Genomic DNA, 25,664 nt, shown 5'->3' with positions numbered 1-25,664 from the left:
CCCCTGCCGGGGGCAACACCAGTGGCCCGGCGAAGCCGGTTCCACGGTGTTTCCCGAAAAGGCCATGACTGTCACCGGAAGTACAGACGCATGAACATCCACATCACCAACGGCCGTGTTGTCGACCCCGCATCGGGCACCGACAAGCAGGCCGACATCGCCATTGCCGACGGAAAGATCGCCGGCATCGGCGGCAGCATTCCCGCCGGCTTCAGGGCCGATCGCACCATCGACGCCACGGGTTGCATCGTCGCGCCGGGCCTCGTCGACCTGGCCGCGCGGCTGCGCGAGCCCGGCTATGAGCACGAAGGCATGCTCGAAAGCGAAATGGCCGCGGCCATCGCGGGCGGCGTGACCAGCCTCGTGTGCCCGCCCGACACCGACCCGGTGCTCGACGAGCCTGGGCTGGTCGAGATGCTCAAGTTCCGCGCCGAGAAGCTGCAGGGCGCGCGCCTGTTCCCGCTGGGCGCGCTCACGCGCGGCCTGGCCGGCGGCGTGCTGACCGAGATGGCAGAGCTCACCGAGGCCGGCTGCATCGGCTTCGGCCAGGCCGACGTGCCGCTGGCCGACACGCAGGTGCTGCAGCGCGCGCTCTCGTACGCCAGCACCTTCGGCTACACCGTGTGGCTGCGCCCGCAGGACCGCGACCTCGGCAAGGGCGTCGCCGCCAGCGGCCCGCTGGCCACGCGGCTCGGTCTCGCGGGCGTGCCGGTCTCGGCCGAGACCATCGCCATCTTCACCATCGTCGAGCTGATGAAGGCCACCGGCGCGCGCGTGCACCTGTGCCGCGTCTCCAGCGCGCGCGGCGTGGAGCTGGTGCGCCAGGCCAAGGCGCAGGGGCTGCCGATCACCTGCGACGTCAGCATCAACTCGCTGCACCTGGCCGACACCGACATCGGCTACTTCGACAGCCGCGCCCGCCTGAACCCGCCGCTGCGCCAGCAGGGCGACCGCGACGCGCTTTCGGCCGCGCTGGCCGATGGCACCATCGACGCGCTGGTGTCCGATCACACGCCGGTCGAGGCCGACGCCAAGACCCTGCCCTTCGCCGAGAGCGAGGCGGGCGCCACCGGCCTCGAATTGCTGCTGCCGCTCGCGCTGCAATGGGGCGAGCGCAGCGGCGCGGGCCTCGCGCGCGCCATCGAGGTCGTCACCTCCGCGCCCGCGCGCCTGCTGAGCGCGGCCGACGCGGGCACCGGCATCGGCCGTCTGCAGGAGGGCGGCGTGGCCGACCTGTGCATCGCCGATCCCGCGCTCGAATGGCAGGTGCTGCCCGACGCGCTCAGGAGCCAGGGCAAGCACACGCCCTTCGCCAGCTATCCGATGCAGGGCCGCGCGCGCCACACGCTGGTGGCCGGTCGCGTGGTCCACGGCTAGAAATGAAGCTCACCCCCAGTCTTCGCGCACTTCGTGTCGCTACGCCAACCCCCTTGCAGGGGGCAACACCAGCGCCCCGGCAGAGCCGGTTCCGCGGTGTTTCGCGACCATGCATTGAAGCAACTGAGAGGGCGCCCGTCTGATGTTGCATTCGCTGAAAGCCTGCTGGCGCCTGACGCGCGCGGTGGCGCACGCGGCCTCGGGCTGGTGGACGATCCGCTTCACCTTCCCGAATCTCACGCAGGCCGAGCGCAATGCACGCGTGCAGGCGTGGTCGCGGCGCATGCTGGAGCTCATGGGCATCACGCTGGTGGTGCAGGGCACGCCGCCGCCCGCGGGGCCGGTGCTGCTGATCTGCAACCACCTCTCGTGGCTGGACATCACCACCATCCATGCCGCGCGGCATGTGCGCTTCGTGTCGAAGTCGGACGTGAAGGGCTGGCCGCTGATCGGCACGCTGTCCAACGGCTCGGGCACGCTCTACATCGAGCGTGAACGCCGCCGCGACGCGCTGCGCGTGGTGCACCACATGACCGAGGCATTGCGCAACGGCGACCTGATCGGCGTGTTTCCCGAGGGCACGACCAGCGACGGCCGGGGCCTGCTGCCCTTTCACGCCAACCTGCTGCAGGCGTCGATCTCCTCGGGCGCGCCGGTGCTGCCCGCCGCGCTGCGCTTCGCCGACGCCGCCACCGGCGAGACCAGCCAGGCGCCGCGCTACATCGACGACGACAACCTTGTCGTCTCGCTGTGGAACACGCTGCGCGCGCCGCCGCTGCTGGCCATCGTGCGCTTCGGCGAGCCGCAGGACCCGCACGGGCGCGACCGGCGCGAGTGGGCGCATTCGCTGCACGAAGACGTGCAGCAGCTGCGCCGCGAGACGCACTGACCGGCCCGGAACCAAAGCAAAGGGCGCTTCGTTGAAGCGCCTTTCTTGTTTGTCGAGGAGCCGGTGACGAACCGTGCTCAGGCCTGCTCGCCCGTCGGCACGAAGCCCAGACGGCGAGAGATTTCCAGCGCGCAGGCCCTCAGCGGCACGGCCACGCGGCCTTCCCAGTCGCGGTCGAAGGTGGCTTCGGGGCCCATGGCGGTGATGCCCAGCACCAGGTTGTTGGTCGAGTCGAACACCGGCGCGCAAAAGGCGTCGATGCCCGGGATCGGCTGGCCCAGCGTGCGCGACATGCCGTGCAGGCGCGTCTCGACCAGAAGCGCCTCGATCTCGGCGCGCGACAGCTCGGCGGTGGCGCCGCGGCCGTCCGCGGGGCGGGTGCGCGCGAGGTCGTCCAGCATCATCTTCTCGACCACCTTGGGCGGCAGGTAGGCCGCGAAGAGGCGGCCCGTCGCGGTGTAGGCCAGCGACATGACGGTGCCGGTGCGCAGGTTCACGTGCAGCGGATGGATCGGCTCTTCCAGCCGCACCACGGTCGGCCCGAAATTGCCCCAGACCGCCACCGCGATGCTCTGTTCGGTTTCCGACGCGAGCTGTTCGATCAGCGGAGAAGCCTCCTTGATCGGGTCGAGCCGCTGCAGCTTGGCCAGCCCCAGCTGCAGGGCCAGCGGGCCCAGCTCGTAGCGGCCCGCGCTGTCCTGCACGACGAAGCCGACCTTCAGGAAGCTGACCAGATAGGGGTGCGCCTTGCCGACCGGAACGCCCGCAGCCTTGCCCAGGTCGCGCAGCGCCATGGGCGCCACGTGGCGCCCGAGCGCCACCAGCAGTTGCGTTCCGATTTCGACCGACTGAATGCCACGTCTTGGCTTTTCCATGGGGCGCCCGGCGTGGGGAGTGAGAGTGGGGGCGAGTATAGCCATCAGGGTTTCTACTGATATTGTCGTGCTCAATCGATGATGATTGATCATCTGATAGTAACGAAGAGGCTTGACCATATCAATATCGCTGCCTAAACTGCGGCGCAACTTTGGTCTTACACAAACTCGCGAACAGACAGAGACATGGAACAGAACACTTTTGAATGCGACGTGCTCGTCGTCGGAAGCGGCGCATCGGGCATGGCCACCGCGGTCACGGCGGCTTCGCAGGGACTCAAGGTGCTGGTGGTCGAGAAAGAGCCGCGCTTCGGCGGCACCACCGCGCGCTCGGGCGGCTGGCTGTGGATTCCGGGCACGCGCCTGGCCACGGAGCAGGGCATCCACGAGCCCGAGGGCGCCGCGCTCGAATACATGAAGCACGAGGCCACCACGCACTTCGACGCCGCGCGCGTCGGCGCCTTCCTGGACATGGGCCCCAAGGCCATCGACTTCTTCACGCGCAACACCTGCGTGCAGTTCGACATGCCGGCCGTCTTCCCCGACTACCACGCCGAGGCACCCGGCGGCCAGCAGGGCGGCCGCTCGATGGTCACGCGCCCGTTCGACGGACGCGAGCTGGGCAAGCGCATCAAGCAGCTGGCGCCGCCGCTGCCCGAGCTCACCGTGTTCGGGATGATGTTGGGCTCGGGCCCCGAGATCAAACACTTCATGCGGGCCTTCAAGTCGCCGACCTCGTTCTGGTACGTGACCAAGCGCCTGAGCCGCCACTTCCTCGACGTGCTGCGCCATGGCCGCGGCATGACACTGACCAACGGCAACGCGCTGGCCGGCCGCCTGGCCAAGGCCGCGATGGACAAGAACATTCCTGTGTGGCTCTCGTCGCCGGTGAAGAAGCTGGTGGTGGAGTACGACGGCGTCGCTGGAGCCGTGGTGCAGCACGAAGGCCAGAACGTGCGCGTGGTCGCGAAGCGCGGCGTGGTGCTGGCCTGCGGCGGCTTCCCCTACGACGTGGAGCGCCGCAAGCAGCTCTTCCCGCACGCGCCCACCGGCCGCGAGCACTACTCGCCATCGCCTTCGACCAACACCGGCGACGGCCTGCGCCTGGCCGAAGCGGTGGGCGGCCGCGTCGACGGCACCATCCCGCACGCCGCGGCCTGGGTGCCCGCGTCGGTCACCACGCGCCCGGACGGCAGCAAGGGCGTGATGCCGCACTTCATCGACCGCGCCAAGCCCGGCGTGATCGCGGTCACCGCCAAGGGCCGCCGCTTCACCAACGAAGGCAACTCGTACCACGACTTCGTGCAGGCGATGGTCAAGGCCTGCAAGGGCGAGCCCGAGGTCTCGGCCTGGCTGCTGTGCGACCACAAGGCGCTGCGCGACTACGGCCTGGGCTGCGTCGCGCCCGCGCCGCTGCCCATCGGCCGGCACCTCAAGAGCGGCTACCTCAAGCGCGGCGCCACCGTCGGCGAGCTGGCCAGGGAACTCGGCATCGCGCCCGCCACGCTCGAGGCCACCGTGCAGGAGTTCAACAAGGGCGCGCGCAACGGCGACGACCCCGCCTTCGGCAAGGGCAGCAAGGCCTACAACCGCTACCAGGGTGACGCCAACATCACGCCCAACCCCTGCGTGGCGCCGCTGGAGAACGGCCCTTACTACGCCATCAGGCTGGTGGTCGGCGACATCGGCACCTTTGCCGGCCTCGTCACCGACGAGAAGACCCGCGTGCTCGACGCCAACCGCCAGCCGATCAAGGGCCTCTACGCGGTGGGCAACGACGCTGCCAGCGTGATGGGCGGCAACTACCCCGGCGCCGGCATCACGCTCGGCCCGGCGCTGACCTTCGGCTACGTCGCGGGCCTGCAGGTCGCGCAGGCCGAAGCCAAGGCCACGGCGCAGCTGAAGGTGGAGCAGCGCGAGGCCGTGCCGGTCGGCCGCGCCGCCTGAGCGTCATACACCCACACATATATATAGAGAGAAGGAGACACCGATGGCCTTTCCATCCACCGTCGCACCCCGCCTGCTCGAAGGCCGCCTGGCCTTCATCACCGGCGCGGGCCAGGGCAACGGCCGCGCGCTCGCGCTGGGCCTGGCGCAGGCCGGCGCGCGCGTCGTCGTCACCGACATGAACGACGCCACCGTGCGCGAGACCACGCAGCTGGTGCGCGACGCGGGCGGCGAGGCCTGGCCGTTCGTGCTCGACGTGACCGCGCCCGAGGCCTGCCAGGCGCTGGCCGAGCGCGTGGGCAAGGAGATCGGCAACGTCGACCTGCTGGTCAACAACGCCGGCATCATCATCCGCGAGAACACCAGCAGCCCGAACGCCGCGGCCAACTGGAAGAAGACCATCGACGTGAACGTGCACGGCACCTTCAACACCACGCTGGCCTTCATTCCGGTGCTCAGGCAGACGAAGGGCTCGATCATCAACATCGCTTCCATCGCCGCCTACGCGGGGCAGGGCGCTAGCCTGGGCTACTCGCCGTCGAAGGGCGCGATCAAGATGCTCACGCAGTCGCTCGCGCAGGAACTCGCGCCGGCCGGCGTGCGCGTCAACGCGCTGGCCCCCGGCGTGATCGAGACGCCCATGACCGCCGCCACCCGCGAGAACCCGCAGCGCCTCGAATCGTTCATGACGCGCATCCCCATGGGCCGCGTCGGCCAGACCGAAGACCTCGTCGGCCCGGTGATCTTCCTGGCCAGCGACATGTCGCGCTACGTCACCGGCATCGTGCTGCCGGTGGATGGCGGCTTCCTCGCCGTCTGAGGCGCTTTCCGGTTTCTTCCCGCTTTCCCGTCCATCAACCTCAGGAGACAAAAAATGAAAATCATCCGTCCGTACAAGACGCTGCTCGCCGCGGCCGCGTTCGCCGCCTTCACGGCTGGCGCCATGGCGCAGGACATCAAGGTCGGCTACAACGGCGACCTCTCCGCGTCGCCCTCGGCGCAGAGCGGCCAGGCCGCGGTGCTGGGCATGGAAGCGGCCATCGCCGACATCAACGCCGCCGGCGGCGTGCTGGGCAGGAAGCTGGCGCTGGTCACGCGCGACGACGTGTCGGCGCCGCCCAAGTCGATCCAGAACATGAGCGACCTGATCGACAACGAGAAGGTGGTCGCCGTGTTCGGCCCCACCAACTCGGGCAACGCGATGGCGTGGAAGCACATCGCCAACCAGAAGAAGATTCCGGTGCTGGGCAACGTGGGCTCGGGCACCGACATCACCAAGCCGATGAGCCCCGGCGCCGACAACTACATGTTCCGCGTCTCGATGGTCGACCGCGAGCAGGTCGCCGCGCTCATGGCCTACGTGAAGAAGAACACCGCCGGCTCGAAGGTGGTGGGCCTGATGGCCGAGACCACCGGCTACGGCCAGGGCGGCCTGAAGGACATGGAAGAGATCGCCAAGCTGCAGGACATCAAGATCGCGGCCACCGAGCGCTTCGGCGTCGGCGACACCGACATGACCTCGCAGCTCAGCAAGATGAAGGCCGCCAACGTCGACACCGTGGTGGTGTGGGCGCAGGGCACGCCCATCGCGCAGCTGGTGCGCAGCATGGAGAAGATCAACTACTTCCCGTTGATGCTCACCTCCTGGGCCGCCGACAACATCACCTTCTACGACGCGGCCGGCAAGGCACTGGCCGAGAAACCGATCTTCATGCGCACCGTGAGCGAGACCCGCACGCCCGCGCAGCAGAAGCTGTTCGACCGCATCGGCAGCAAGCTGAAGGCGCCGGGCTCTTTCTCGTTCGCGCTGCACGGCTACGACTCCATGCAGCTGCTGGCCCAGGCCATGAAGCAGGCCAACAGCACCGACGGCGCGGCGGTGCGCGCGGCGCTCGAAGACCTGAAGACGCCGGTGCAGGGCGTGCTGAAGACCTACGACAAGCCCTTCAGCAAGACCAACCACGAGGCGCTGACCGCCAAGGACCTGGTCTGGATCCGCTGGAAGGACGGCAAGCTGATGCCCTACACCGACGCGCTGATCCAGGGCCTCAAGCCGGCCGACTTCAAGCAGTAAGCAAGACAGAAAGAAGAGACGCGACCGGCGTGCCCGCGCGGCAGCCGGCACCGTCTCGCAACGGAGATACACACCATGGTTGAAGCGCTCCTGCAGGCGCTCATCAGCGGGCTCGCCGTCGGCGGTGCCTATGCGCTGGTGGCGCTGGGATTCAGCATCACGTTCACGACCACCAAGACGCTGAACTTCTCGCACGGCGAGTTCGTCTCGGCCGGCGCCTTCATCGGCATGAGCGCCCTGTTCCTGGTACTGGGCAAGCCGCTGAGTTCCACCACCTTCGGCGATGCCGTGCCAGGCGCGGGCGCGCAGCTGTTCGCGCTGCTGGCCGCGCTCGGCGTGATGGGCCTGCTGGGCTGGCTGCTCTACGTGCTGGGCGTGCGTCCGTTCGCGGGCCGCCCGGGCATGGCCTGGGTGATGAGCACGCTGGGCTTCGGCGTGATCCTGCAGAGCGTGGGGCTTGCCATCTGGGGCCCGAAGCCGGTGGTGGTGCCCGCGCCCGTGGGCGACACCGTGATCCGCATGTTCGGTGTGGGCGTTCGCCCGCAGGAGCTGCTCACGCTGGGCGTTGCCGTGGTGGTCATGCTCGGCTTCGACCGCGTCATGAACCGCACCATGGTCGGCAAGGCGATGCGCGCGGTCGCGCAGAACGGCAACGTGGCCAGCCTGATGGGCATCAACACCAACGCGATGATGATCGGCGCCTTCGTCGTCAGTTCGGCGCTGGCGGGGCTCTCGGGCTTCCTGCTCGCGCCGATCGCGCAGGCCTCGCTCTTCATGGGGCTCACCGTGGGCCTCAAGGGCTTCTCGGGCGCGATGATCGGCGGCCTGAGCAACCCGCGCGGCTGTGTGATCGGCGGCTTCCTGCTCGGCGTGCTCGAGTCGATGGTCAACCTCTGGCAGGCACAGTGGCGCGAGGTGGCGGTGTTCGCGCTCGTCATCCTGGTGCTGGCTTTCCGGCCCACGGGCCTGTTCGGCCGCTCGACGGTGGAGAAGGTATGAAGCGCCTCGCCCATCCCGCCAGCGTGGTGCTGGTCGCGGCGGTGCTCTGCGGCATCGTCTCGATGTCCGGCAACGACTACTACCTGCGCATCGCCTTCATGATGTGCGTCTATTACCTCTGCGCCGCCGGCATGAACGTGCTGGTCGGCTACGCGGGGCAGAAATCGCTGGGCCAGGCCGGGCTGTTCGCGGCCGGCGCCTACGCCGTGGCGCTGCTGACTTCGCGCACCGACATGGACCCGTGGCTCGCGCTCGCGCTGGCCGCCGTCATCTCGGGCCTGTGCGGCGTGCTCATCGCGCTGCCTTCGCTGCGCGTGAAGGGGCCGTACCTGGCCATGGTCACGCTGGCCTTCGGCATCGTCGTGGAAAAGCTCGTGGGCGAATGGACCGATGTGTTCGGCGGCGCGCAGGGCATCTACGGCATCCGTCCGCTCACCTGGAAGGGCGCGCCGCTGGACACCACGCAGTGGGTCATCCTCTGCATCGTGCTGTGCGCGGCGCTGCACCTGCTGCTGCGCAACCTGCTGAATGGCCGCTTCGGCCGTGCGCTGCTGTCGCTGCAGGCGGACGAGATCGCATCGTCCTCCGTCGGCGTGCGCGTGTACCGCGCCAAGGTCATGGCCTTCGTGGTCGCGGCCGTCACCTGCGGCATCGCGGGCGCGCTGGTGGCGCAGCAGAACCAGTACATCAACTCCGACTTCATCACCTTCCACCTGTCGATCTTCATCCTGCTGCTGGTGCTGTTCGGCGGCGCGGGCTCGATGTACGGGCCGCTGGTGGGCGCGGTGCTGCTCACGCTGACCGACGCGCTGCTCGCGCGCTGGCCCTCGGCGCAGCACTTCCTGTATGGCTTCCTGCTGCTGTTCGCGCTGTACGTCATGCCCGGCGGCGTGGTGGGCCTGTTCAACAAGTGGTTCCTGAAGTCGCGCCATCGCGGCGAAGGCGCGGGCGGCAGCGGCGTGCCAGGGCAGATCGGCCCGGGCGGGGAAGGCGAGCTGCTGGTGGTGCAGGGCGTGACCAAGTCGTATGGCGGCGTGAAGCCGGCGCAGGACGTGTCCTTCCGCCTGCAGCGCGGCCACATCCATGCGCTGATCGGGCCGAACGGCGCGGGCAAGAGCACCATGATCAACATGCTCACCGGCGTGATCGAACCCGACGCGGGCGTGATCCGCTTCCTGGGCCAGAACATCGTGGGCCAGCCGGCGCACACCATCTGCTGCCTGGGCATGGGCCGCACCTTCCAGAACCTGCGCCTGTTCGCAGACCTGTCGGTGCTCGACAACGTCATGCTGGGCCGCCACAGCCGCATGAGCAATGGCTTCCTGTCGTCGCTGGTGGCGTGGCCCACCGCCGGCAAGCAGGAGCGCGCCACGCGCGAACGCGCCCTGCAGCTGCTCGACCTGGTCGGCCTCGGCCATCTGGCGCACTGGCCCGCCGGCAGCCTGCCCTACGGCCTGCAGCGCCGCGTGGAACTGGCGCGCGCGCTGGCCACCGAGCCGCAACTGCTGCTGCTCGACGAGCCCGCCGCCGGCCTGAACCCGCAGGAGACCGCCGAGCTCGGCGAACTGCTGCTGCGCATCGGCAAGTGCGGCGTGTCGATCCTGATGGTGGAGCACCACATGGACCTGGTGATGTCGATCTCCGACCACGTGATCGTGCTCGACTACGGCATCAAGATCGCCGAGGGCAAGCCCGCCGAGGTGCAGGCCAACCCGCGCGTGGTCGAGGCCTACCTGGGCGTGGACGACGAAGAAGAAGAGGCACTGGCCACGGCCATGCCCGCCTGAGCAGAAAGACCGAAACCATCATGCTGAAAATCGAATCGGTGAAGGTCTCGTACGGCGCCATCGAGGCCGTCAAGGGCGTGAGCCTGGAAGTGCGCGCGGGCGAGGTCGTCACCATCATCGGCGCCAACGGCGCCGGCAAGAGCACGCTGCTCAAGAGCATCGTCGGGCTGGAGCCCGTGGCAGAAGGCCGCGTGCTGATCGACGGCAACGACTGCACCCACGTGCCATCGCACAAGCGCGTGGGCCTGGGCGTGGCGCTGTCGCCCGAAGGCCGGGGCGTGTTCCCCGACCAGACGGTGCGCGAGAACCTGATGCTCGGCGCCTACTCGCGCCGCAACGACAAGGCTTTCGTCGAGCGCGCCATCGAGCGCGAGTTCGCGCGATTCCCGCGGCTGAAGGAGCGCCAGCACCAGCCCTCGGGCACGCTGTCGGGCGGCGAGCAGCAGATGCTGGCCATTGCCCGCGCGCTCATGAGCGAGCCGCGCCTGCTGCTGCTCGACGAACCCTCGCTGGGGCTGGCGCCGCTCATCATCAAGGACATCTTCGGCGCCATCCGCCAGCTGCGCAGCTCGGGCCTGACCATCCTGCTGGTCGAGCAGATGGCCAAGCAGGCGCTGGGCGTGGCCGACCGCGCCTATGTGCTCGAAACCGGCTGCATCACGCTCGAAGGCTCCGGCCGCGAGCTGCTCGACAACCCCAAGGTGAAGTCCGCGTACCTCGGCACGCACTGATTTCATCGCTCACTTCAAAGGACACCCAATGACCGCCACCACCAAGAAATTCGCCAGCCAGGCCGACCTCGAAGAAAAGAAGGTTTCGTTCACCCGCCTCTCGGAGAACGCCTACGCTTACACCGCCGAAGGCGACCCCAACACCGGCATCTTCATCGGCGACGAGGCCGTGATGGTGGTCGACACCCAGGCCACGCCCGCGATGGCGCAGGACGTGATCCGCCGCATCCGCGAAGTCACGCCGCTGCCTATCAAGTACGTGCTGCTGAGCCACTACCACGCTGTGCGCGTGCTGGGCGCGTCGGCCTACTTCAAGGAAGGCGCCGAGCAGATCATCGCCAGCCGCGACACCTATGACCTGATCGTCGAGCGCGGCGAGCAGGACAAGGCCAGCGAGATCGGCCGCTTCCCGCGCCTGTTCCGCAACGTCGAGTCGGTGCCGCCGGGCCTGACCTGGCCCACCATGACCTTCGACGGCACCATGAGCGTGTGGCTGGGCAAGAAGCTCGAAGTGAAGATCGCGCAGGTGGGCCGCGGCCACACCAAGGGCGACACCATCGCCTACCTCGAAGACCAGAAGATCTGCTTTGCCGGCGACCTCGTCGAATACCAGAGCACCGCCTACGCCGGCGACTGCTACTTCCGCGACTGGCCCGCCACGCTCGACCGCCTCGCGGGCTTCGGCTTCGAGAAGCTGGTGCCCGGCCGTGGTGCCGCGCTGGAGAACGCCGCCGACGTGCGCCGTGCCATCGCCTCCACGCGCGCGTTCATCTCCGACGTGTACACGCTGGTCAACAGCGGCGTGGCGCAGGGCAAGACGCTGAATGCGATCTACAAGGAAACAGTGGCGGCGCTGCGCCCCACGTACGGCCACTGGGTCATCTTCGACCACTGCATGCCTTTCGACGTGACGCGCGCCTACGACGAGGCGACGGGCCATGCGCATCCGCGCATCTGGACCGCCGAGCGCGACATCGAGATGTGGAACGAACTCGAAGGCTGAGGTGACTCCCACCCGCGCCGCGCGCGCACCCGACGCCACACCCGCCGCCGTGCAGGGCTGGCTGCTGGCGGGGATGCTGGTGTGGGGCGTGAACGTGTCGGCCGTGAAGGTGCTGACGGGCTACTTCGAGGCGCTGCCGCTGGCGGCGCTGCGCATGGCGGTGGCCTGCGCGGCGCTGAGCGCGATCGTGCTGTGGCGGCGCGGCGGGCTGCCGGCGTTCGGCTGGCGCCGTCTCGCGGCGCTGACTGGCTGCGGCTTCCTGATGGTGTACGCCAACCAGATCCTGTTCGCGCTCGGGCTGCAGCGTTCGACGGCGACCAACGGCGCGCTGATCATGGCGTTGAGCCCGCTGGTGTCGGCGCTGATGGCGGCGCTGGTGTTCCGCGAGGCGCTGACGGCGCGGCGGCTGTGCGGCGTGGCGCTGGGCTTCACGGGCGTGGCGGCGGTGGTGCTGAGCCATCCGGGCGCGAGCCTCTCGCATGCGGGGCTGGGCGACCTGATGCTAGCGCTCTCGGTGGTGAGCTTCGCGGTCGGCGGCGTGGGCGTGCAGCGCCTGGCGCGGCAGATCGATCCGCTGTCGATGAGCTGGGGCATCTACGTGATGGGCACCGCGATGCTGGTGCTGCACGCGCTGCTCGGGCCGTCGCCGCTGGGTGCGGCGCAGCTCTTCCCGGGGGCGTGGCCGTGGACGCTGGTGCTGTTCTCGGGCGTGGCCGCCACCGCCGCCGGCAACCTGATCTGGAACCGCGCGATCTCCGTCATCGGCGTGGCGCGCACCGCTGTCTTTCTCTACTGGGTGCCGGTGTTCGGCGTCGCGGTCGCGGCGCTGCTGCTGGGCGAGGTGCTGACCTGGTGGCACCTGTTCGGCTTTGCCGCGGTGATGAGCGGCACCTGGCTGGGCACGCGGCCTGCAGCTGCCGCAGTGCCCAAGTCTGCACCCTGATTTCTTCGATTCATGTCCACCGACTCCCTTCCTCTGCTTTTCCAGCCCCTGCAACTGCGCGGCCTCACATTGGCCAACCGCGTCGTGATCTCGCCGATGTGCCAGCACGCCGCCGAGCGCGGCCATGCCACGCCGTGGCACATGGTGCACCTGGGCAAGTTCGCGCTCGGCGGCGCGGGGCTGATCCTCACCGAGAGCACCTCGGTCGATCCGCGCGGACGCATCGGCACGGCCGACCTCGGCTTGTGGAACGACAGCCAGATCGCGCCGCTGAAGGCGGTGGTCGACTTCGTGCACGCGCAGGGCAGCGCCATCGGCGTGCAGCTTGCGCATGCAGGCCGCAAGGCCGGCAGCGAGCCGCTGTGGGAGGGCGGTGCCGCACTCGGCGACGCGCGCATGGCGGCCGACGAGGAGCCGTGGGAGCGCCTGGGCCCGAGCGCCATTGCGGCAGGGCCGGGCTGGTCGGTGCCGCGCGTGCTCGACGCCGACGGCGTCGCCGCGGTTGTGCAGCGCTTCGTCGATGCCACGCTGCGCGCGGACAAGGCGGGCTTCGACGTGGTCGAGCTGCATTTCGGGCACGGCTACCTGGTGGCGAGCTTCCTGTCGCCCAACGCCAACCATCGCGATGACGCACTGGGCGGCAGCCGCGCCAACCGCATGTGGCTCGCGCTGGAGATCGCGCAGCGCGTGCGCGCCGCATGGCCGGCGGAGAAGCCGCTGTTCTGCCGGCTCTCCGCGGTCGACGGCACGCTCGACGGCTGGGACCTCGACGACTCGGTGGTGCTCGCGCGCGAGCTCAAGCGCTGCGGCGTCGACGTGATCGACTGCTCATCGGGCGGGCTCACCGAGGAGACGCGCGCGCTGCCGGTGCCGCGCGGGCTGGGCTTCCAGGTGCCGTTCTCCGCGCGCATCCGGCGCGAGGCGCAGGTGCCCACGCAGGCCGTCGGGATGATCGTCGACGCGCATCAGGCCGAGGCCGTGCTCGCAGCGGGCGATGCCGACCTGATCGCACTCGGCCGCGAGGCGCTGTTCGACCCTTACTGGGCGCACCACGCGGCCGCCGCCCTCGGCGCGGACCCCGGCTTCGGGCGCTGGCCGGTGCGCCATGGCGTGTGGCTGGCCAAGCGCGCGCCCGGCCTCGCGCGTGCGCGCGCCGAGGCCGAAGCCGCCATGCAATTCGAAGACAAGGAGACAGGCAGATGACCGAACCGACGACCCTGCGCATGGGCCTGATCCGCAAGAAGGCCGAATGGACCGACGAAGCCTTCCGCAGCCACTGGCGCGACAGGCACGGCCCGCTGGTGGCTCAGCTGCCCACGCTGCGCAGCTACCGCCAGAACCTCGTGCTCGACCGGCTGCAGCGCGGCATCGACTTCGCGCGCGGGCCGTGGGATTTCGATGGCTTCTCGCAGCTGGGCTTCGACGAGGGCGCGCAGGCTGACGCGGCCTTCAATCGCGGCGAACTCGCAGCCGCCATCCGAGCCGACGAGGAGCGCTTCCTCGGCGGCCTGCACATCGTGACCGTCGCGCAGACCGAGGTGGTCGCGCTGCCGCCGAATCCACGGGGGCTGCTCAAGCGCATATCGCTGCTGCGCCGGCCATCCGAACAGTCGGAGGACGACTTCCGCCGCGAATGGAAGGTGCACGCCGACCACGTGCGCCGCATGCCCGGCGTGAGCGGCTACCGCCAGAACGTGGTCACCGCGCGCGAGTTCGTGAAGGGCGCGCCCTGCGGCTATGCCGAGCTGCCGATCGACGGCATCGTCGAGCTGTGGTTCGAGGACACCGACACGCTGGATGCCGCCTTCTCCTCGCCGCAGGGGCAAGTGACGATGGCGCATGCGCTCACCTTCCTGGCGGAGATCACGGCCTTCGTGGTGTATGAGCACCGGGTGGTGTAGGCCGACGGCACTCCAGCCCTAACATCGGCGTTCCTCGACACCGAACAGGCACGCATGGAGCGCACTCGCATCTTCTTCCTGGGCATCGTCATGGCCGCCGCAGCCTGCGCGGCGCCTGCCCAGACGCGTAAGCCATTGCCGCCCGGTGTGGCCGGCGTGATGCGCATCGACGCCGGCACCGACTACGTGTTCCTCGACCGGCCCACGACCGTCGGCGGCGCATGCAGGGGGTGGAAGGCAGTGTCGATCCAGGCGCCCGGCCCGGCGGGCTCGGGCCGCACCAACCTCATGTGCTGGAAGGAATCGAACGGCCAGCTGCTGACGGCGACCGAAGCGAGGGTGACGCCGCAAGTCGTGCCGATGGGCGCGATCCGCTGAAGGCCGCGGGCCTTCCGGCCTGTACCCACGCAAAAAAAAGCGCTCCTCGGGGGAGCGCTTAACGACGCACGGATGCGCCGTGAGGAGGAACCGGGATACACGGAACCTCCACATTGACTCTGCGCACGGCCCGCCCATGCGGGACGGCGCAAGGCAAGCACGTGAGTCCTTGCCTACATCGCCGTACCCGCGCCCGTGGCGGACCGAGCGGATGGTCCGCTCAGCCCAGCAGGCCGTGCAGGATGTTCGTGACCGGGCTCACCACATGGCTCACCGTCTGCTCGACCTGGCTGGTGATCGGCGCCACCACCTCGGCCACGCCGGAAGCGACGGTACCGGCCGCGCCTTCTGCCACATGTGCCACCGTCTCGACCACCGGCGCCACGGTGCCGGAAGCACCGGCCAGGATGTCGGTCGCCGGCGCTGCAGCGCTGGAGGCCGCATGGGTCGTCGGAGCGGCCGCTTCGCTGGTCGCCGACTGCAGCACGTTGGCCACGGGGGCAGCATCGCCGCCGAGCGAGCCGATCAGGTGGCCTACCAGTCCATCGGCACCCAGCACGCTGCCTGCGAGTCCGTCGTCGCCAAGCAGGTTGTTCACCAGGCCGTGCTCGCCGAGCACGCCACCCAGCAGGTCGCCCGAGGCGCCGCCGCCGGTCACGCCGCCGAGCAGGCCGCCGACGAGGCCGTCCTCGCCGAGCAGGCCGCCGACCAGGCCGCCGGCATCGCCGTTGGTGACAGCGCCGAGGACGCCGCCGACGAGACCGTCCTCGCCGAGCAGACCGCCGACCAGGCCACCGGCATCGCCGTTGGTGACAGCGCCGAGGACGCCGCCGACGAGACCGCCCTCGCCCAGCACACCGCCGAGCAGGCCGCCATCGCCGCCGAGCACACCGCCCAGCAGTCCGTCGTTGCCCAGCACACCGCCGAGCAGGCCGCCATCGCCGCCGAGCACACCGCCCAGCAGTCCGTCGTTGCCCAGCACACCGCCGAGCAGGCCGCCATCGCCGCCGAGCACACCGCCCAGCAGTCCGTCGTTGCCGAGCACACCGCCGAGCAGCCCGCCTTCACCGCCGAGCACGCCACCCAGGAGGCCGCCGTCGCCGCCAAGCAGACCGCCCAGCGGGCCTTCGGCGCCCAGGAGGCCGTCGTTGCCGAGAACACCGCCCAGCAGGCCGTCTCCTCCGAGGAGTCCGCCGACCAGCCCGTTGTCGCCCAATACGCCGCTGAGCAGACCGCTTTCGCCGCCGAGCAAGCCACCCAGCGGCGTTGCACCGAGCAACTCGCCGACCGCGCCGTCGGGTCCGAGCAGGCCGTCGACCAAGCCGTCGTTGCCGAGCAGGCCGCCGGTGAGGCCTTCGCTGCCAAGCAGGCCGGCGAGAACGCCGTCGCCGCCGAGCACGCCACCCAGCAGGCCGCCATCGCCCAGCACACCGCCGAGCAGGCCGCCCTCACCGCCCAGCACACCGCCGAGCAGGCCGCCATCGCCCAGCACACCGCCGAGCAGGCCGCCCTCACCGCCCAGAACACCACCCAGCAGGCCGCCGTCGCCCAGCACACCGCCGAGCAGGCCGCCTTCACCGCCGAGCACGCCGCCCAGCAGGCCGCCGTCGCCCAGAACGCCGCCGAGCAGGCCTCCGTCGCCACCGAGCAGACCGCCCAGCAGGCCATCGTCTCCCAGCACGCCGCCGAGCAGCCCTCCGTCGCCCAGCAGCTGTCCGACCAGACCGCCTTCGCCGAGCACGCTGCCCACGAGGCTGCCGTCGCCCAGCAGGCCGTCGAGCACCTGACCGACCACGCCGTTGTCGCCGATGAGCTGGTCCACGAGGCCGTCGATGCCCAGGCCGGTGGTCACGCCGCCGAGCAGGCCGTTGCCGCCGAGCAGGTTTTCGAGGATGTTGTCGAGCGCGTCGGTCAGGTAGTCGACCTGGCCGTTCAGCGAGCCGATGAGCGCGCCGGTCAGGCCGGCGCCCAGCAGGCCGTCGACCACGGGGGTGAGCACGCCGCCGAGGTCGGCGGTGATGCCGCCGACGGCGTCGTCCAGCGGATCGAATGCGTTCGGATCGTCGGGCCTGAACTCGTTGCCCGCGATCGGCGAGAGCACGTTGTCCACCAGGTCGGTGAGGCCGTCGACCGTGGGCATCAGCGACGAGAGCGTGGGCGCGGTGCTCGCGACCGCGGCGCTGCGCGCGGCCGCCGCCGTGCCGCCTCCACCCAGGCCCAGCAGGTTGTCGAGCGCGCCGAGCAGATGTCCGGCGGCGCCGTCGCCCGGGTCGAGCAGGTGGTCGGCGTCGGCGTCGGCGTCGGCATCGGAGTCGGCGTCCGCGTCCGCATCGGAGTCCGCGTCGGAATCGGCATCGGCATCCGAATCGGCGTCAGCGTCGGCGTCGGCATCCGCATCGGCGTCTGCATCCGAGTCGCCGTCCGCGTCCGCGTCGGCATCGGCGTCCGCGTCCGCGTCTGCATCGCTTTCGCCGACGCCGGGAGCGAAGAAGGGAACCCCGCCGCCATCGCTGCCGCCGCCACCCAGCGCGGCGGCGAGGCCGACCGCGCCCAGGGCGMCGAGCGCGAATTCGCCCAGCCCGATGCCGCTGCCGGCGGCGGTCTTCTTGCTCACCGCGAGCGCGGCCGCTTCCGCATCGCTGTCAGGCGCGGTCACTTCCAGGTCGCCGGAGGCCACGTCCACGTTCACCTGCTCCAGGCCGCTGGCGAGCTTGGTCGAGCTGATGGTGGCGTCGGTGCCGCCGGTGAACACGCCGGCCAGCGGCGCCTTGTTGGTGGCCGATCCGGGAAAGAGAACGTCGGCGTGACCGTCCTGCGGAACGATCACGCGGTCGCCGGCCATCAGCGTCTGGCTGCCGGATACGGGAATCGCCACGCCGTCGCGCATGACGACCGTGCCCGGCGTGGCGTTGGACAGCGAGCCGAGGCCGGCAGGTGCGGCGGCCGGTGTTGCTGCCGTGGCGGTGCTCGCCGCACCCATCGGCGCGATCGGCCGGACCGTCGATTGCGCGAGGATCACCGGGGCGCCGGCATTGCTGTCGGCGCCTGCGGCGATCGAAGAAATCGTTGTATTGGCATCCGTCATTGCAGCCTCCTCGGTGGTGGGACTGACTGAGGGGGCAACTTGTGTGCCGCTTTTTCCCGCAGGTGCTGGCACTGCGGCTGGGTACGCGCAAGCCGTTGATTTAAATGAAGATTTTTGCCAAACAGATACTTCGGCAGAGGGCTTGCGGCAAGCGCGTTTTGGCGCTTGTTACGTAGCGTTGCTACACGTCGCGCCCGTAACGGACACGGAGCTGGACGAAAGCCTCCAGCGAGCAGTTCTGTTGTGGGCCGATGGGGGTTCCATCAGCGAAAGGGAACGGATCAGCTTCAGGTGGGCTGGTTCCGGAGCGAGCAGACGGTGCATCGCCGGCAAGCAGTGGCCCGGGGTCATCGAGGCCAATGGCGACACTCTTCCTGTCGCGGAGATGAGAGCCGTCGTGATCGACCGGTTCGGAGATATGGAGTTGCATCCGGTCAGGCTCGGGCGGGAGGGTTCCTATTGAGCGATGCTGCCAGGCCCCTGAATGAAAAAAGCCGTTGATGAACTCAACGGCTTTTTTGCTTTTTTGGTGCCTTCGACAGGAATCGAACCTGTATCTGAGTCTTAGGAGGACCCCGTTCTATCCATTGAACTACGAAGACCGGATGGGGATGCGCGAAGCGGTGAGCCCGGTGCGCGCCCGCGATTTTATAGGGTTCGCGATGACAGTCCCGGCCGGGGGCGTGTCCGGCCCCTCGCGCATCGCCTGCGCGGGCTTACCCCGATACGAAATCTGCAAAAAGTTGACCGCGATCAAGCCGCCGCGAAACGGCGGCGCGCACCATCGTGCCCGTTCGCATCTCTGCTCAGATTCAAGAACAAAAAAGAGCGAAATCACTACACAGGAGACAACCTGATGAAGAAGATCGCCTCGAATGTTCTGAGCCGCGCGACTGCCGTTCTTGCTGCCACTGCCGCCGCGGCGGCGCTGGCGACCGGTGCCGCGCCCGCCTTCGCATGGGAACCCACCAAGCCGGTGGAGTTCGTGATTCCCGCCGGCACCGGCGGGGGCGCCGACCAGATGGGGCGGCTGCTGCAGGGCATCGTCATCAAGTACAAGCTGATGAAGGAGCCGCTGATCGTCGTCAACAAGTCCGGCGGCGCGGGCGCCGAGGGCTTCCTGGCGGTGAAGGAAGCGAAGGGCGATCCGCACAAGATCGTCATCTCGCTGTCGAACCTGTTCACCACGCCGATGGCCACGGGCGTGCCCTTCAACTGGAAGGACATGACGCCGGTCGCGATGCTGGCGCTCGACCAGTTCGTGCTGTGGACCAATGCCTCCGAACCCTACAAGAGCGCGGGTGAGTACGTCGCGGCGGTGAAGACCGCGGGGCCCAACAAGTTCAAGATGGCCGGCACCGGCTCGAAGCAGGAAGACCAGATCATCACGGTCGCGCTCGAGAAGGCCACCGGCACCAAGTTCATCTACGTGCCGTTCAAGGGCGGCGGCGAGGTGGCGGTGCAGCTGGTGGGCGKGCATGTGCAGTCGACGGTGAACAACCCGATCGAGGCGGTGGCGCAATGGCGCGCGGGCAAGCTGCGCGCGCTGTGCGTGTTCGACGACGAGCGCATGCCCTTCAAGGCCAAGGTCACCGACACGCAGTCGTGGAACGACATCCCCACCTGCAAGGAAGCGGGCGTGCCCACCAGGTACACGATGCTGCGCGGCATCTTCATGCCGCCCGGCGTCACGCCCGACCAGCTCGCCTTCTACAAGGACCTGCTGACCAAGGTGGCGGCCACGCCGGACTGGAAGGAATATATGGAGAAGGGCGCCTTCAACCCGACCTTCATGACCGGCGACGCCTTCGCGAAGTGGCTCACCGAGGCCGAGGCGACGCACCGCACGCTGATGTCCGACGCGGGCTTCCTCGCGAGCAACAAGTAGGCCGGCACAGGTCGGCCGCGACGACTGCCGCGCCCTGCGGCAGCGGGTGCGTGCGCCGCGAGCGCACGCCGGTTTCCTTTCTTCGTTCTTTCCTTCCTTCAAACAACCACGATGGGGGCTCCATGGAGCACGACGAATCATCCGAGGGCCCGGCGCGCACGGGCATCTCCACCCACCTCGTAGAAGCGGCGGTGGCCGTGGCGCTGCTGGTCATCGGCCTGGTGGTGGTCTTCGAGGCGCGCAAGCTCGGCGCCGGCTGGACCACCGACGGCCCGGGCGCCGGCTACTTCCCGTTCTTCATCGGCGTGATCATCACGATATCGGGCGCCGGCATCCTCTACCAGTCGCTGCTCGGCAAGAACCGCAACACCACGGTCTTCGTCGACCCGGTGCAGCTCAAGCGCGTGCTGTCGGTGCTGGTGCCGGCCACGGTCTACGTGCTGGCGATCTCCCTCCTCGGCATCTACGTGGCGTCGGCGATCTACATCGCGCTCTTCATGATGGTGCTGGGCAAGTACGCGTGGTTCAAGAGCGTGTTCGCCGCGCTGGCCGTGAACACGCTCTTCTTCTGCATGTTCGAGGTCTGGTTCAAGGTGCCGCTGTTCAAGGGCGCGCTCGATCCGCTTCGGTTCCTCGGCTACTGACCGAACCCCACACTCACGGAGCACAAGCGAAATGGAAGAAATCAGTGCCCTGATGCAGGGCTTCTACGTGATCCTCTCGCCGATGAACATCGGCCTGATGTTCGTGGGCATCATCCTCGGCGTGCTGATCGGCGTGCTGCCGGGGCTCGGCGGCGCCAACGGCGTGGCGATCCTGCTGCCGCTCACCTTCACGATGTCGCCGACCTCGGCCATCATCATGCTGTCGTGCATCTACTGGGGGGCGCTGTTCGGCGGGGCCATCACTTCGATCCTGTTCAACATACCGGGCGAGCCCTGGTCGGTAGCCACCACCTTCGACGGCTACCCGATGGCGCAGAACGGGCATGCCGGCGCGGCGCTCACCACCGCGTTCACGTCGTCCTTCGTGGGCGCCTTCCTCGCGGTGGTGATGATCACCTTCCTCGCGCCGCTGGTCGCCAAGTTCGCGCTCAAGTTCGGCTCGCCCGAGTTCTTCGCGGTGTACCTGCTCACCTTTTGCAGCTTCGTGGGCATGGGCAAGGGCTCGCCCTTCAAGATCCTCGCGTCGATGGCGCTGGGCTTCGCGCTCGCCAGCGTGGGCATGGACACCGTCACCGGCCAGCTGCGCCTGACCTTCGGCCAGCCCGAGCTGATGCGCGGCTTCGACTTCCTGATCGCGGTGATCGGCCTGTTCGGCATCGGCGAGATCCTGCTGTCGATGGAAGAGGGCCTGAAGTTCTCGGGCAAGAGCGCGAAGATCGATCCGAAGGTGGTGTGGCAAACCTGGAAGCAGCTGCCAAAGTACTGGATGACCTCCATCCGCAGTTCGCTCATCGGCATCTGGATGGGCATCACGCCCGGCGGCGCCACCCCGGCCTCGTTCATGGCCTACGGCCTGGCCAAGAAGATGTCGAAGAGGGGCGCCAAGTTCGGCACCGGCGAGACCGAAGGCGTGGTCGCGCCCGAGACCGCCGCGCATGCCGCCGGCACCAGCGCGCTGCTGCCGATGCTGGCGCTGGGCATTCCCGGTTCGCCCACTGCCGCGGTGCTGCTGGGCGGCCTGCTGATCTGGGGCCTGCAGCCGGGGCCGCTGCTCTTCGTCGAGCAGAAGGACTTCGTCTGGGGCCTCATCGCCAGCATGTACCTCGGCAACATCGTCGGCCTGATCGTGGTGCTCAGCACCGTGCCGCTCTTCGCGTCGATCCTGCGAATTCCGTTCTCGATCATCGCGCCGGTGATCATCGTGATCTGCGCGATCGGCGCCTACACCGTGCACAACGCGATGCTCGACATCTGGTTCATGCTCGGCTTCGGCGTGCTGGGCTATCTCTTCAAGAAGCTCGACTTCCCGCTCGCGCCGCTGGTGCTGGCGCTGGTACTCGGCGACAAGGCCGAGGACTCGTTCCGCCAGGCCATGCTGGTCTCGCAGGGCGACGTGATGATCATGTTCTCCAACCCGCTGGTCGGCACCATCACCACGCTCGCGCTGGTGCTGCTGTTCTGGCCGCTGATCTCCAAGGCGCTGGCGTTCGTCAGGAAGCCAAAGAAGCCCGACGAGTTCGCCGTCGAACGGCCGGTGGATTGAATGAAGGAGGCCAGCACATGCCAGTGATCGCACTGACCCAGGAGATGGGTTCCCTCGCGAAAGACGTTTCGCTCAAGCTTGCCGAGACGCTCGGCCTCGCCGTGATGCGCCACGAGGTCATCGAGCACGTCGCGGACCGGATGCAGGTCTCCACCAGCCTCATCGGCCGGCTGCGCAGCGGCAAGGCCGGGCTGGTGGAACGCCTGACCACCGACAGGCGCAGCGTGGCGCTCTACACCGCCGAAGAGCTCTTCGCGCTTGCCGATCGCGGCAACGTGGTGCTGCGCGGCTGGGGCGCCACCTGCCTGCTGCGGCCGGTGCCGCATGTGGTGTGCGTGCGCATCACGCGCTCGATGAAGAAGCGCGTCGAGTGGCTGATGGGCGACCTCGAGACCGACGACGCCGAGTTCGCCGAAGCCGAGATCCGCCGCAGCGACCAGGCGCATGCCGCTCGCATGCACGCGCAATTCGGCGTGGCCTGGGGCGACCCGGTGCTCTACGACCTGGTGCTCAACACCGACCGGCTTTCGGTGGAAAGCTGCGTCGAGCAGATCGGGCTGATGGTGAATCGCCCCGAGTTCGCGGAAACGCCGGCATCGCGCGCGCTGCTCGCCAACATGGCGCTGGAGGCGCGCGTGCGCGCGGCGCTGAAGGAGCACGAGGCCACGCGCGACATCAACGTGACCATTGCCGCGAACCAGGGTGAGGTGATGCTGCGCGGGATCGTGCTGGACTCGGATGAAAGGGCGCAGGCCGAGGCGGTCGCGGCTGAAGTCTCGGGCGTCAGCGGGGTGCACAACCAGCTGAGGCTGATGGCGAGTACGCGGCGCTTTGCTTCGGCGAAGCAGACTTAGGCTTTGCTCCTTCCCCCTCTGGGGGAAGGTCGGGATGGGGGCAGTCGGCGGTAGACACGCTGGCGGCCCTTGATGCACCCCGTGCCCCCACCCCAGCCCTCCCCCAGAGGGGGAGGGAGCAAGACCGGCTCAGATCTTCCCGCGCTTGCGCAACCGACTGAGCGTCTCCGCCGACAGATTCAGATACGAAGCCAATTCCTTGCTCGGAATCCGGTCCACCAGTTCCGGATGCTTGCGCAGGAACCGATGCACGCGCCCGGCGGCGTCGAGCAGGTGCAGCGTGATCGTGTGCGCCATGATCTCGCTCATGCCGCGCATCACGAGGAACTCGAACAGCTCCTTCGTCTGCGGGTGCTTGTTCAGGAAGGCGATCCACTCCTTCAGCGGCAGGCTCGCCACCCGCGCCTTGGTCACGCAGACGATGCCGTAGGGCGTGGGCGTGCCCAGCCGCAGCGCGGCGTAGCTCGTCTCCATGTCGTTCTCGTCGGCGAAGCGAAGGATCATTTCCTTGCCCTCCGGGTTGCTCACCACCCGCTTGAGGATGCCGTCGAGGATGAAGTACTGCTCCATCTCCCGCACGCCCTGGTGCAGCAGGAACTCGCCCTTGTTGCCGTCCACGATGACCAGGTGCGCCTCGAGCTCGGCGCGGTCGGCTTCGCTCAGGTCCTTGAGAAGCACGTTCTGCCGCAGCTGGGCGCGAATGATGTTCTTCTCCGGATGGTTTTCCAACGTCGTCATGGTCACCGTCTTGCTCGAGTTCGCTGCCGGCGCTGCTCATCGGGGGCTGCGCCGTTTTCGGGAAAGTTGACCGAGGTCAACGGCCGAAAGTTTGGCCCGAATCATAGTCGCGGCTCGGGCCTCGGCCATTCACCCATGCAGAAGGAGAGACATGTCTTCAGTCAGAACAGAGAAAGAGGCGACCACCACGCTGGACGAAGCCCTCAAGCCCGCAAAAAACCGTGATGCCGACGGCGAACCGGTGGTCCGCGCCATCAAGAACATGGCGGAAGACACGCCGGCGGCCGAGACCATCGACGGCTTCCACCTCGTCATCGATGCGCTCAAGCTCAACGACATCGACACCATCTTCGGCCTGCCCGGCATCCCGATCACCGACCTCACGCGCATGGCCCAGGCCGAAGGGCTGCGCGTGATCTCCTTCCGCCACGAGCAGCACGCCGGCAACGCGGCAGCCGCCGCCGGCTTCCTCACGCAGAAGCCCGGCATCTGCCTGACCGTGTCGGCCCCCGGCTTCCTCAACGGCCTGACCGCGCTGGCCAACGCCACCACCAACTGCTTCCCGATGATCCTCATCAGCGGCTCCAGCGAGCGCGAGATCGTCGACCTGCAGCAGGGCGACTACGAGGAGATGGACCAGCTGGCCATCGCCAAGCCGCTGTGCAAGGCCGCCTTCCGCGTGCTGCACGCGCAGGACATCGGCGTGGGCATCGCGCGCGCCATCCGCGCCGCGCTCTCGGGCCGCCCGGGCGGCGTGTATCTCGACCTGCCGGCCAAGCTCTTCGCGCAGACCATGGACGCGGCTGCGGGCAAGGCTTCGCTCATCAAGGTGGTGGACGCCGCGCCGCGCCAGATTCCGGCGCCCGACGCGGTGAACCGCGCCCTCGACATCCTCAAGGGCGCGAAGCGTCCGCTGATCCTGCTGGGCAAGGGCGCCGCCTACGCGCAGGCCGACGCCGACATCCGCGCGCTGGTCGAGAAGACGGGTATTCCCTACCTGCCGATGTCCATGGCCAAGGGCCTGCTGCCCGACACGCACGCGCAGTCGGCGGCAGCGGCACGCTCCTACGTGCTGCAGGAAGCCGACGTGGTGCTGCTGGTCGGCGCGCGCCTGAACTGGCTGCTCTCGCACGGCAAGGGCAAGACCTGGGCGCAGGAGAAAGGCGCGAAGCGCTTCATCCAGATCGACATCGCGCCGACCGAGATCGACAGCAACGTCGCCATCGAGGCGCCGGTGATCGGCGACATCGGCTCGTGCGTGGCTGCGCTGCTGGCCGGCATCGACGCCAGGTGGGCCAGGCCGCCGGCCGAGTGGACCGGCGCCATCGCCGAGCGCAAGGACAAGAACCTGTCGAAGATGGCCGCCACGCTGGCCGCGCGGCCCTCGCCGATGAACTTCCACAGCGCGCTCAGCGTGATCCGCGACCAGGTGAAGGCGCGGCCCGACGCCATCGTCGTCAACGAGGGCGCCAACACGCTGGACTTCGCGCGCAGCATCGTCGACATGTACGAGCCGCGCAAGCGCCTGGACGTGGGCACCTGGGGGATCATGGGCATCGGCATGGGCTTCTCGGTGGCCGCCGCCGTGGTCACGGGCAAGCCGGTGATCGCCATCGAGGGCGACAGCGCCTTCGGCTTCAGCGGCATGGAGGTGGAGACCATCTGCCGCTACAACCTGCCGGTCTGCGTGATCGTCTTCAACAACAACGGTGTCTACCGCGGCACCGACGTGAACGCCAGCGGCACGAGCGACGTGGCGCCCACCGTGTTCGTCAAGAACGCGCGCTACGACAAGCTGATGGAGGCCTTCGGCGGCGTCGGCGTGAACGCAACCACCGCCGACGAGCTGCAGAAGGCCCTGGCCGAGGCCGTCGCCTCGGGCCGCCCGACCCTGATCAATGCCGTCATCGACGAGACCGCCGGCACCGAGAGCGGCCGCATCACGAGCCTGAACCCCAGCACGGCGAAGAAGAAGTAACTCAATCCC

22 protein-coding genes and 1 tRNA gene are annotated in these 25,664 nt (G+C 68.6%); 19 read left to right on the top strand and 4 right to left on the bottom strand.

Translation table 11 applies throughout. From position 1 onward, the window contains the following. Window positions 1-90: 90 nt before the first annotated feature. Together QMO14_RS08845 and QMO14_RS08840 are read left to right on the top strand one after the other, a co-directional pair. Window positions 91-1,377, top strand: coding sequence for a dihydroorotase (locus QMO14_RS08845; protein WP_301506131.1), 1,287 nt, complete (start codon window positions 91-93; stop codon window positions 1,375-1,377). Between the two features lie 142 nt (window positions 1,378-1,519). Then, window positions 1,520-2,266, top strand: coding sequence for a 1-acyl-sn-glycerol-3-phosphate acyltransferase (locus QMO14_RS08840; protein WP_301506129.1), 747 nt, complete (start codon window positions 1,520-1,522; stop codon window positions 2,264-2,266). Between the two features lie 77 nt (window positions 2,267-2,343). Here QMO14_RS08840 and QMO14_RS08835 read toward each other — a convergent pair whose 3' ends face one another. After that, complete coding sequence (locus QMO14_RS08835; RefSeq protein ID WP_301506127.1) at window positions 2,344-3,141, bottom strand: IclR family transcriptional regulator; 798 nt, start codon at window positions 3,139-3,141, stop codon at window positions 2,344-2,346. Window positions 3,142-3,327: 186 nt separating this feature from the next. On the opposite strand from QMO14_RS08835, the gene QMO14_RS08830 reads away from it, so the two are divergent. The 11 genes from QMO14_RS08830 (at window position 3,328) to QMO14_RS08780 (ending at window position 14,904) form a co-directional block, all read left to right on the top strand. Continuing rightward, on the top strand, window positions 3,328-5,088 hold the full coding sequence (locus QMO14_RS08830) for an FAD-dependent oxidoreductase (RefSeq protein WP_301506125.1): 1,761 nt from the start codon (window positions 3,328-3,330) through the stop codon (window positions 5,086-5,088). 43 nt (window positions 5,089-5,131) lie between these two features. Continuing rightward, window positions 5,132-5,908: an SDR family NAD(P)-dependent oxidoreductase gene (locus QMO14_RS08825; RefSeq protein ID WP_301506123.1), complete on the top strand. Its 777-nt coding sequence runs from the start codon at window positions 5,132-5,134 to the stop codon at window positions 5,906-5,908. 54 nt (window positions 5,909-5,962) lie between these two features. Continuing rightward, window positions 5,963-7,162, top strand: coding sequence for an ABC transporter substrate-binding protein (locus QMO14_RS08820; RefSeq protein ID WP_301506121.1), 1,200 nt, complete (start codon window positions 5,963-5,965; stop codon window positions 7,160-7,162). A 75-nt stretch (window positions 7,163-7,237) separates the two neighbouring features. Then, entirely contained in the window at window positions 7,238-8,161 is a 924-nt protein-coding gene (locus tag QMO14_RS08815) for a branched-chain amino acid ABC transporter permease (RefSeq protein ID WP_301506119.1), read from the top strand. Further along, a complete protein-coding gene (locus QMO14_RS08810) occupies window positions 8,158-9,948 on the top strand; it encodes a branched-chain amino acid ABC transporter ATP-binding protein/permease (RefSeq protein WP_301506117.1) in 1,791 nt (596 codons plus the stop codon). The genes QMO14_RS08815 and QMO14_RS08810 overlap by 4 nt, the downstream gene beginning before the upstream one ends. A gap of 20 nt (window positions 9,949-9,968) precedes the next feature. Further along, complete coding sequence (locus QMO14_RS08805; RefSeq protein ID WP_301506115.1) at window positions 9,969-10,679, top strand: ABC transporter ATP-binding protein; 711 nt, start codon at window positions 9,969-9,971, stop codon at window positions 10,677-10,679. Between the two features lie 28 nt (window positions 10,680-10,707). Next, the gene (locus tag QMO14_RS08800) at window positions 10,708-11,682 is read left to right on the top strand and encodes an MBL fold metallo-hydrolase (RefSeq protein ID WP_301506113.1); all 975 of its coding nucleotides are present in this window, start codon (window positions 10,708-10,710) and stop codon (window positions 11,680-11,682) included. 1 nt (window position 11,683) lies between these two features. After that, window positions 11,684-12,625: a DMT family transporter gene (locus QMO14_RS08795; RefSeq protein WP_301506111.1), complete on the top strand. Its 942-nt coding sequence runs from the start codon at window positions 11,684-11,686 to the stop codon at window positions 12,623-12,625. Between the two features lie 12 nt (window positions 12,626-12,637). Beyond that, window positions 12,638-13,828 carry an NADH:flavin oxidoreductase/NADH oxidase gene (locus QMO14_RS08790; RefSeq protein ID WP_301506109.1) on the top strand — a complete coding sequence of 397 codons (1,191 nt, stop codon included), beginning with the start codon at window positions 12,638-12,640 and terminating at the stop codon, window positions 13,826-13,828. Then, window positions 13,825-14,526 carry an EthD domain-containing protein gene (locus QMO14_RS08785; protein WP_301506107.1) on the top strand — a complete coding sequence of 234 codons (702 nt, stop codon included), beginning with the start codon at window positions 13,825-13,827 and terminating at the stop codon, window positions 14,524-14,526. The genes QMO14_RS08790 and QMO14_RS08785 overlap by 4 nt, the downstream gene beginning before the upstream one ends. A gap of 54 nt (window positions 14,527-14,580) precedes the next feature. After that, window positions 14,581-14,904, top strand: coding sequence for a hypothetical protein (locus QMO14_RS08780; RefSeq protein WP_301506105.1), 324 nt, complete (start codon window positions 14,581-14,583; stop codon window positions 14,902-14,904). Window positions 14,905-15,124: 220 nt separating this feature from the next. Here QMO14_RS08780 and QMO14_RS08775 read toward each other — a convergent pair whose 3' ends face one another. Together QMO14_RS08775 and QMO14_RS08770 are read right to left on the bottom strand one after the other, a co-directional pair. Further along, complete coding sequence (locus QMO14_RS08775) at window positions 15,125-17,989, bottom strand: hypothetical protein (protein WP_301506103.1); 2,865 nt, start codon at window positions 17,987-17,989, stop codon at window positions 15,125-15,127. A 527-nt stretch (window positions 17,990-18,516) separates the two neighbouring features. Further along, window positions 18,517-18,591, bottom strand: a tRNA-Arg gene (locus QMO14_RS08770). Here QMO14_RS08770 and QMO14_RS08765 point away from each other — a divergent pair. The 5 genes from QMO14_RS08765 (at window position 18,577) to QMO14_RS08745 (ending at window position 22,939) form a co-directional block, all read left to right on the top strand. Next, the gene (locus QMO14_RS08765) at window positions 18,577-18,846 is read left to right on the top strand and encodes a hypothetical protein (RefSeq protein ID WP_301506101.1); all 270 of its coding nucleotides are present in this window, start codon (window positions 18,577-18,579) and stop codon (window positions 18,844-18,846) included. The genes QMO14_RS08770 and QMO14_RS08765 overlap by 15 nt on opposite strands. Further along, window positions 18,846-19,877, top strand: coding sequence for a tripartite tricarboxylate transporter substrate binding protein (locus QMO14_RS08760; RefSeq protein WP_301506099.1), 1,032 nt, complete (start codon window positions 18,846-18,848; stop codon window positions 19,875-19,877). Before QMO14_RS08765 ends, QMO14_RS08760 begins: the two co-directional genes overlap by 1 nt. A 122-nt stretch (window positions 19,878-19,999) precedes the next feature. Then, window positions 20,000-20,521 carry a tripartite tricarboxylate transporter TctB family protein gene (locus QMO14_RS08755; protein ID WP_301506098.1) on the top strand — a complete coding sequence of 174 codons (522 nt, stop codon included), beginning with the start codon at window positions 20,000-20,002 and terminating at the stop codon, window positions 20,519-20,521. Window positions 20,522-20,552: 31 nt separating this feature from the next. Further along, complete coding sequence (locus QMO14_RS08750) at window positions 20,553-22,085, top strand: tripartite tricarboxylate transporter permease (protein ID WP_301506096.1); 1,533 nt, start codon at window positions 20,553-20,555, stop codon at window positions 22,083-22,085. A gap of 17 nt (window positions 22,086-22,102) precedes the next feature. Beyond that, window positions 22,103-22,939, top strand: a complete 837-nt coding sequence (locus tag QMO14_RS08745) for a cytidylate kinase family protein (protein WP_301506094.1) — start codon at window positions 22,103-22,105, stop codon at window positions 22,937-22,939. Window positions 22,940-23,068: 129 nt separating this feature from the next. Here QMO14_RS08745 and QMO14_RS08740 read toward each other — a convergent pair whose 3' ends face one another. Then, window positions 23,069-23,677, bottom strand: a complete 609-nt coding sequence (locus tag QMO14_RS08740) for a Crp/Fnr family transcriptional regulator (RefSeq protein WP_301506092.1) — start codon at window positions 23,675-23,677, stop codon at window positions 23,069-23,071. 151 nt (window positions 23,678-23,828) lie between these two features. Between QMO14_RS08740 and oxc the strand changes: the two genes are divergently transcribed. Further along, window positions 23,829-25,655, top strand: a complete 1,827-nt coding sequence (gene oxc / locus QMO14_RS08735; protein WP_301506090.1) for an oxalyl-CoA decarboxylase — start codon at window positions 23,829-23,831, stop codon at window positions 25,653-25,655. The last annotated feature ends 9 nt before the right edge of the window (window positions 25,656-25,664 follow it).

Origin of the sequence: Variovorax sp. CAN15, assembly GCF_030462475.1 — a bacterium.
Lineage (GTDB): Bacteria > Pseudomonadota > Gammaproteobacteria > Burkholderiales > Burkholderiaceae_C > Variovorax.
This window is presented reverse-complemented; position numbering and strand designations above follow the sequence as displayed.

What these genes read in the sequence shown, in the direction of transcription:
- QMO14_RS08845 (WP_301506131.1), top strand. Translation starts at nt 91, where the DNA reads ATGAACATCCACATCACCAACGGCCGTGTTGTCGACCCCGCATCGGGC.
- QMO14_RS08840 (WP_301506129.1), top strand. Translation starts at nt 1,520, where the DNA reads ATGTTGCATTCGCTGAAAGCCTGCTGGCGCCTGACGCGCGCGGTGGCG.
- QMO14_RS08835 (WP_301506127.1), bottom strand. Translation starts at nt 3,141, where the DNA reads ATGGAAAAGCCAAGACGTGGCATTCAGTCGGTCGAAATCGGAACGCAA.
- QMO14_RS08830 (WP_301506125.1), top strand. Translation starts at nt 3,328, where the DNA reads ATGGAACAGAACACTTTTGAATGCGACGTGCTCGTCGTCGGAAGCGGC.
- QMO14_RS08825 (WP_301506123.1), top strand. Translation starts at nt 5,132, where the DNA reads ATGGCCTTTCCATCCACCGTCGCACCCCGCCTGCTCGAAGGCCGCCTG.
- QMO14_RS08820 (WP_301506121.1), top strand. Translation starts at nt 5,963, where the DNA reads ATGAAAATCATCCGTCCGTACAAGACGCTGCTCGCCGCGGCCGCGTTC.
- QMO14_RS08815 (WP_301506119.1), top strand. Translation starts at nt 7,238, where the DNA reads ATGGTTGAAGCGCTCCTGCAGGCGCTCATCAGCGGGCTCGCCGTCGGC.
- QMO14_RS08810 (WP_301506117.1), top strand. Translation starts at nt 8,158, where the DNA reads ATGAAGCGCCTCGCCCATCCCGCCAGCGTGGTGCTGGTCGCGGCGGTG.
- QMO14_RS08805 (WP_301506115.1), top strand. Translation starts at nt 9,969, where the DNA reads ATGCTGAAAATCGAATCGGTGAAGGTCTCGTACGGCGCCATCGAGGCC.
- QMO14_RS08800 (WP_301506113.1), top strand. Translation starts at nt 10,708, where the DNA reads ATGACCGCCACCACCAAGAAATTCGCCAGCCAGGCCGACCTCGAAGAA.
- QMO14_RS08790 (WP_301506109.1), top strand. Translation starts at nt 12,638, where the DNA reads ATGTCCACCGACTCCCTTCCTCTGCTTTTCCAGCCCCTGCAACTGCGC.
- QMO14_RS08785 (WP_301506107.1), top strand. Translation starts at nt 13,825, where the DNA reads ATGACCGAACCGACGACCCTGCGCATGGGCCTGATCCGCAAGAAGGCC.
- QMO14_RS08780 (WP_301506105.1), top strand. Translation starts at nt 14,581, where the DNA reads ATGGAGCGCACTCGCATCTTCTTCCTGGGCATCGTCATGGCCGCCGCA.
- QMO14_RS08755 (WP_301506098.1), top strand. Translation starts at nt 20,000, where the DNA reads ATGGAGCACGACGAATCATCCGAGGGCCCGGCGCGCACGGGCATCTCC.
- QMO14_RS08750 (WP_301506096.1), top strand. Translation starts at nt 20,553, where the DNA reads ATGGAAGAAATCAGTGCCCTGATGCAGGGCTTCTACGTGATCCTCTCG.
- QMO14_RS08745 (WP_301506094.1), top strand. Translation starts at nt 22,103, where the DNA reads ATGCCAGTGATCGCACTGACCCAGGAGATGGGTTCCCTCGCGAAAGAC.
- QMO14_RS08740 (WP_301506092.1), bottom strand. Translation starts at nt 23,677, where the DNA reads ATGACGACGTTGGAAAACCATCCGGAGAAGAACATCATTCGCGCCCAG.
- oxc (WP_301506090.1), top strand. Translation starts at nt 23,829, where the DNA reads ATGTCTTCAGTCAGAACAGAGAAAGAGGCGACCACCACGCTGGACGAA.